The 4,925-nt window shown below is 63.6% G+C and carries 7 protein-coding genes and 1 pseudogene; 3 read left to right on the top strand and 5 right to left on the bottom strand.

From position 1 onward, the window contains the following. The 5 genes and pseudogenes from ACFC3J_RS22075 to ACFC3J_RS22055 form a co-directional block, all read right to left on the bottom strand. Positions 1–295 (bottom strand): annotated as a pseudogene (locus ACFC3J_RS22075) (hypothetical protein); the annotation flags it as partial. Positions 296–351: 56 nt separating this feature from the next. Then, a complete protein-coding gene (locus ACFC3J_RS22070; RefSeq protein ID WP_375198096.1) occupies positions 352–555 on the bottom strand; it encodes a hypothetical protein in 204 nt (67 codons plus the stop codon). 34 nt (positions 556–589) lie between these two features. Continuing rightward, positions 590–1,432, bottom strand: a complete 843-nt coding sequence (locus ACFC3J_RS22065) for an SDR family NAD(P)-dependent oxidoreductase (RefSeq protein WP_222886157.1) — start codon at positions 1,430–1,432, stop codon at positions 590–592. Between the two features lie 81 nt (positions 1,433–1,513). Further along, positions 1,514–2,887 (bottom strand): phosphotransferase, encoded by a 1,374-nt coding sequence (locus ACFC3J_RS22060; protein WP_375198095.1) that lies wholly within the window; start codon positions 2,885–2,887, stop codon positions 1,514–1,516. Next, on the bottom strand, positions 2,884–3,276 hold the full coding sequence (locus ACFC3J_RS22055) for a nuclear transport factor 2 family protein (protein WP_009823801.1): 393 nt from the start codon (positions 3,274–3,276) through the stop codon (positions 2,884–2,886). The genes ACFC3J_RS22060 and ACFC3J_RS22055 overlap by 4 nt, the downstream gene beginning before the upstream one ends. A 165-nt stretch (positions 3,277–3,441) precedes the next feature. On the opposite strand from ACFC3J_RS22055, the gene ACFC3J_RS22050 reads away from it, so the two are divergent. The 3 genes from ACFC3J_RS22050 to ACFC3J_RS22040 all read left to right on the top strand — a co-directional run. Next, positions 3,442–4,143: a hypothetical protein gene (locus ACFC3J_RS22050; protein ID WP_009823802.1), complete on the top strand. Its 702-nt coding sequence runs from the start codon at positions 3,442–3,444 to the stop codon at positions 4,141–4,143. Beyond that, positions 4,143–4,724 (top strand): cytochrome c oxidase subunit 3, encoded by a 582-nt coding sequence (locus tag ACFC3J_RS22045; RefSeq protein WP_279729359.1) that lies wholly within the window; start codon positions 4,143–4,145, stop codon positions 4,722–4,724. The genes ACFC3J_RS22050 and ACFC3J_RS22045 overlap by 1 nt, the downstream gene beginning before the upstream one ends. A gap of 12 nt (positions 4,725–4,736) precedes the next feature. Then, positions 4,737–4,925 (top strand): cytochrome C oxidase subunit IV family protein (locus tag ACFC3J_RS22040; protein ID WP_375198094.1); only part of this gene is annotated, 189 nt, incomplete at its 3' end.

Genomic DNA, 4,925 nt, shown 5'->3' with positions numbered 1-4,925 from the left:
CCGGATCGTTGATCCTGTAGATCGCGACATAGCGATAGTCGGGCGTCATCGGGATCATCTGGCCAAAGGTGCGAAAGGTCAGGAAAGCGGCCGATTTGACGCCGGGTCGGGCGGCCGCCTCGCGAAAATAGCTTTCCGCATAGAAACGTCTGAAACGGTCATCGCTGCCCGCAAGCGGGTTGAATTCCTCCAGGATGACGCCGCCGCAATGCGCGACCTCCGGATCATTGTCCTGAAAGAGCAACGGATAATAATGAAAGTCATAGAGCAGGCTGTCATCAATGGCGTCCGACACCTGCATCCGCGATGTCAGCGCATTGTCCAGATGCTCACGACTGAAGCGAACCGGGTCTAATACGTCGTAGAAGGCGAGATACTGCCAGTCAAAGCCTCGGGCGGACAGGGCTGCTCCACGGCGAGCCGGAAGCGCTGCGCCGTCACCGACCCCCGGAAACGCAGCGCGTCGCGAATATGGATGTTGCTGTACCAATCCTCCATATCGGCCTCCCGGCCCGGAACGGCTTTGGTCAGCACGACCAGCACGGCATCGATCATCGCTTTTGCCTTTCCTCTCCTGATTTCTGTCCTCTCAACCTTGCCGGACGGACGGCATGAAAGGCGTCGGCGCGCCCATCGTCGCCCGATAGGATAGGGGCTGCTTCCCGTCCGTATCCCGGATGCCGTAGCGCTCCCCCAGTTCCGCGCCGATCAGCGCCTGGCCCGACAGGGAGGCAAGGTCCGGGTCTTGCGCGAGCCGGTCGAGGACAAGGCCGGAAAATTCCGGCGTTTCCCAATGGGGCATGGCGGCGCGCAGGTCTTCGGGGATCATTTCGGGCGGCATGGCCTTCACCGCATCGGTGAGAATGAAGCCCGGCCAGAAGGAGACGGCGGAAACGCCATGCGGCGCAAGATCGACCGCCATGTCGGCCGTCATCTTGTCCGTCCCCGCCTTTGCCGCGCCATAGGCCGGCCCGTGAAAATAGGACACCGCGCCATAGAAGGAAATGCTGGCGATCAGGCCCCTGCCCGCCGCCACCATCATCGGCGCGGCATGATAGGCCGCGACGTAGTTGGAGCGCAGGCCGATGGTGATCATGTCCGCCAGCCTGAGCGGCTTTTCCCAGAAACCGCCCGGCGCGACCAGTTCGGGTCCGTAAACCGCGGCGGCATTGTTGACGAGCAGGTCCAGCCTGCCATCCGTCCGCTCGGCCAGTTGCGCGAACGCCCTTTCCACGGCGGCATCGTCACGGTGATCGCATACCAGCGCGATGCCCTTTCCGCCCGCCCGTTCAATCTCCTTCACGACATCGGCAAGCTGCGCCCGGTCGCGCCCGGTGACCGCCACCACATGGCCGCGTGAAGCCAGGCCTCGCGCCATGCCGCGCCCCAGCCCGCGCGTCGCGCCCGTCACCAGCACTATCTTTTCGCTCATATCCTGCTCCTGTCCTCAATATTGGCATCATCATGAAGGACAGGGGCGTGACCTGTCCGACGGCAAGGGCGCGACCGCCCTTCAGTCCGGGCGCGTCACCGGCAGGACGACATGGCGCGCCGCTTCGCCCAGCACAGTCGGCCCAAACAGTTGCAGCCGCCGCCCCTCGATCGTCGCGAGCAGAGTGATGAGCGCGGCGTCCTCCTCCGGTCCCGCTTCGATGATATGCGCTTCCAGCGCCTCGGCGGCATCGGCCCAGCGGTCGAAGCGACGGCCGAGAAGCGCGGACACATCCGCGATGTTGCGCGCCACCATATCCGTCCCATGATCGTCGGCGCGCTGCACCCATTCGATCAGTTCGGCCACCTGCGCCTTATGCGTTTCCGCCGCCTCCCCCATCACCGGAAGCGCCCCGAGCGTATCGGCCAGCTTGGCCAGCAGAGGCGCATTGTCACCCGTGCGCTGTTCCAGCGGCGGCAGTTCGGGCAGCGCATCGCCGGTCAGCCGCGACAGCGCCAGCAGGATGGAGCGGCGCAGCGCAAGATCGAACATGAGATAGACCGAATGCGGATCGCCGGGGCATGGCTTGCCGACAGTCCCGGTGAATTGCATCGTGCCGAGCAGCGAAAATTGCAGGACGTGGAAAACCACCGCGTCATGATCGACCGGCTCGCCCGTCGCTTCCTCATAATCGCGCACCAGTTCCGGCAACGGCGCGCCCAGCGGTTCATAGCTGTTGCGCATCCCCATGGTGGCGATGTCGACCAGCGGATCGCCGATCATCGAAAATTCGAAATCGTAGAGCTTGGTCATCGCCCCCTGATCGACCAGATATTGGCCCGAATCGAACTGGATGAAGCTGGCGCGATCGCGGTGCCGCGGTACATTGCGGCGCAGCCAGCCGATGACGAATTCCAGCAACGGCTCGGGTCGACTCTTCGTCCGCCGATAATGCGGCATATAGGCATCCAGACCGACCAGCGCGATCGCCTCTGCGCCCTCGGGCCGATGCACGCCAGCGGCCATAAAGGGTTCGACCGGCAACCGGTGCATCGCGGCGACGGCCTGCATATAAACGCGGCCGATAGCGCTTTTCGTCGCGGCATCGAGCGCCGAGAAATCACGCGTCCCTTCGATCACCTCCATCACGATGCAGGGCGGATCGGCGAGATAGCCGTAAATCTCCGGCACCGGCAGCCCCTGGCCGTGCAGCACGGCGATAACATCCGCCTCGCGCTTGAGGTCGGGGAAGATCGATACGTCGCCGCCCCGGTCGCCGCGCAGGTGCAGGCGGCGGACCGTCCCTTCCCTTTCGACGTCGATGAACCAGGACGGGCGCCAGCGGACGAGGCGTTCAAGCCCGACGACCTTGCCGCCGGTCAGTTGCTCGACAAAGGCGGTGATTCGGCCGACCCCGGCATCGTCATAATTGTTGAGCGGCGCGGCAGTCGTCACTGCCCGCTCTCCCCGGCGGAAAAGGCCTCGGCCACGGCGCGGGTGTCCATATATTCCTTGCCGGATACGATCTGCCCGTCCCGGATGATCAGCAGATTATGATAGTCGTTGCGATAGACCCGGTCCGGAAAGACCATCTCGCCCCGGACTTCCACAGCCACCCGATCCCCTTCAGCGGTGATCGCGATCACCTCGGCCGTGCGCTTCTGCGCGCTCAGCAGTCCGCCCTTCACGCTGGCGATGAAGTCGGCCCGGCTCATGTCGCCGTGACCCAATATCCACCACTGGCAATCGGGATGCTGAAGCGCTTCGATCGTCTCGACATCGCCCTCTTCCACGGCCCGCATATAGCGGCGAGCCACTGCCTTGTTCGCCTCGATATCGCTCATCACCCTCTCCGATGCTTCTATGCCGCCGAATTCGCCGACGGTCGTGGCGGACTATTGCCCTTGTGCAGGCGCAACCGCCGTCAGGAACCCTATCCATGGGCGGGTGGCCCTGCCGCGATCGCTCCACAATCTTCGCGCGTACAAGAAAGTGGAGGGGGAGAGCGCATGACGACCAAGAGCATGACGATGAAGCTATGTACCTATATGGGCGCAATAGCCGGGACGATGATGTTCGTTGGCATATGGCCGGTCGCGCACATGTTCCCGCCGCTCGACCCGTCCATGCCCGCAGCAGAGGTCGCAGCCTATTATCGCAGCCACCAGATCGGCATATTGGCGGGCGCCATCCTGATCGCCTCTTCTTCCGTGCTGTTTTTCCCCTTCCTCGCCGCGATCGCCACCTTCATGAAGAAGATCGAAGGGCCGATTGCGCCCTTGACCTGGGCCTTCGTGATGGTCGTGGCCTTCGGCTTCGTCACCCTATTCTTCGCCGGGTTGATCTTCACGGCGGCCGCCTATCGGCTCGACCGGCCGGACGCCGTCGTCAGCACGCTGAGCGATATCGCCTTTCTGCTGTTCGTCATGCCGGCCGTACCTGCCTTCGTACAGAATCTGCTGACCGGCTTCGTCATTCTGGGCGATCGCCGCGCGCAACCCATCCTGCCGCGCTGGCTGGGCTATATGAACCTGTGGACCGGCGTGCTGCTGCTGCCCGGACTTGCGATCGGCCTGTTCAAGACCGGTCCCTTCGCGTGGAATGGCGCCCTGGCCTTCTGGTTGCCCGCCGTCGTGTTCGGCATCTGGTTCAACCTGATGATTGTCGCCATGCTCGGCGCGATCAAGCGCGATGCGCTGGGTGGCGAATAATGGCGGCGTCGCAAGCGGTTGCCTCGTCTCCGCGCGGCCATGTGCCGGGCGAGGAAGGCGTATGGGTGTTCATCGGCGGCGACCTCATCGTCTTTGCCGTCTTCTTCGTCACCTATGCGCTCGCCCGGCAGCAGGAACTGGCGCTTTTCGAAAGTGCGCAGGCGCTGCTCGACCGGCGCCTTGGCCTGCTCAACACGCTGCTGCTGCTGACCAGCAGCCTGTTCGTCGCGCAGGCCGTCGCGGCGGTCCGCCGGGGCGACGACAGGGCGCGCCGGTTCCTGCTGGGCGCGATCCTGCTCGGCAGCGGCTTCGTCATCGTCAAGGCGTTCGAATATTCGGCCAAGATCGCGCAGGGCTTCACGCTCAACAGCAACAGTTTTTCGATCTATTATTATATGTTCACCGGCATCCATCTGGTGCATGTGCTGATCGGGCTAGGCGTGCTGTGCTTCACCTTGTCGCGCTTCGACCGGGCCGGCCGGATGCAGGGGGGCGTCGCCCTGATCGAGGGGAGCGGCGCCTTCTGGCATCTGGTGGACCTGCTCTGGATCATCCTCTTCGCCCTCCTCTACCTGCTCTAGGAAAGCTGTTTCATGGCCATTATCTGGCGTAGCCGCATCACATGGGTCTGGGCGATGCTGATCGCCGCAACCTTTCTGTCATTCGAAACGATGGCGTTGGGCAATGCCTTTCTGCTTCGTTCCGTGATCCTCGTCATCGCCTTCATGAAGGTTCTGCTCGTCGGGCGCGAGTTCATGGAGTTGCGGCACGCGCCGCGCTGG

The sequence above is a fragment of the Sphingobium sp. genome (genome assembly GCF_041987595.1).
Taxonomy (GTDB): Bacteria; Pseudomonadota; Alphaproteobacteria; order Sphingomonadales; family Sphingomonadaceae; genus Sphingobium.
Note: the sequence above shows the minus strand (reverse complement) of the source record. Positions and strands in the feature narration are given on the sequence as shown.

Bases quoted from the DNA above. Each gene is read 5' to 3' on its own strand.
- ACFC3J_RS22045 (WP_279729359.1), top strand. From the start codon at position 4,143: ATGGCGGCGTCGCAAGCGGTTGCCTCGTCTCCGCGCGGCCATGTGCCG.
- ACFC3J_RS22055 (WP_009823801.1), bottom strand. From the start codon at position 3,276: ATGAGCGATATCGAGGCGAACAAGGCAGTGGCTCGCCGCTATATGCGG.
- ACFC3J_RS22050 (WP_009823802.1), top strand. From the start codon at position 3,442: ATGACGACCAAGAGCATGACGATGAAGCTATGTACCTATATGGGCGCA.
- ACFC3J_RS22070 (WP_375198096.1), bottom strand. From the start codon at position 555: ATGATCGATGCCGTGCTGGTCGTGCTGACCAAAGCCGTTCCGGGCCGG.
- ACFC3J_RS22065 (WP_222886157.1), bottom strand. From the start codon at position 1,432: ATGAGCGAAAAGATAGTGCTGGTGACGGGCGCGACGCGCGGGCTGGGG.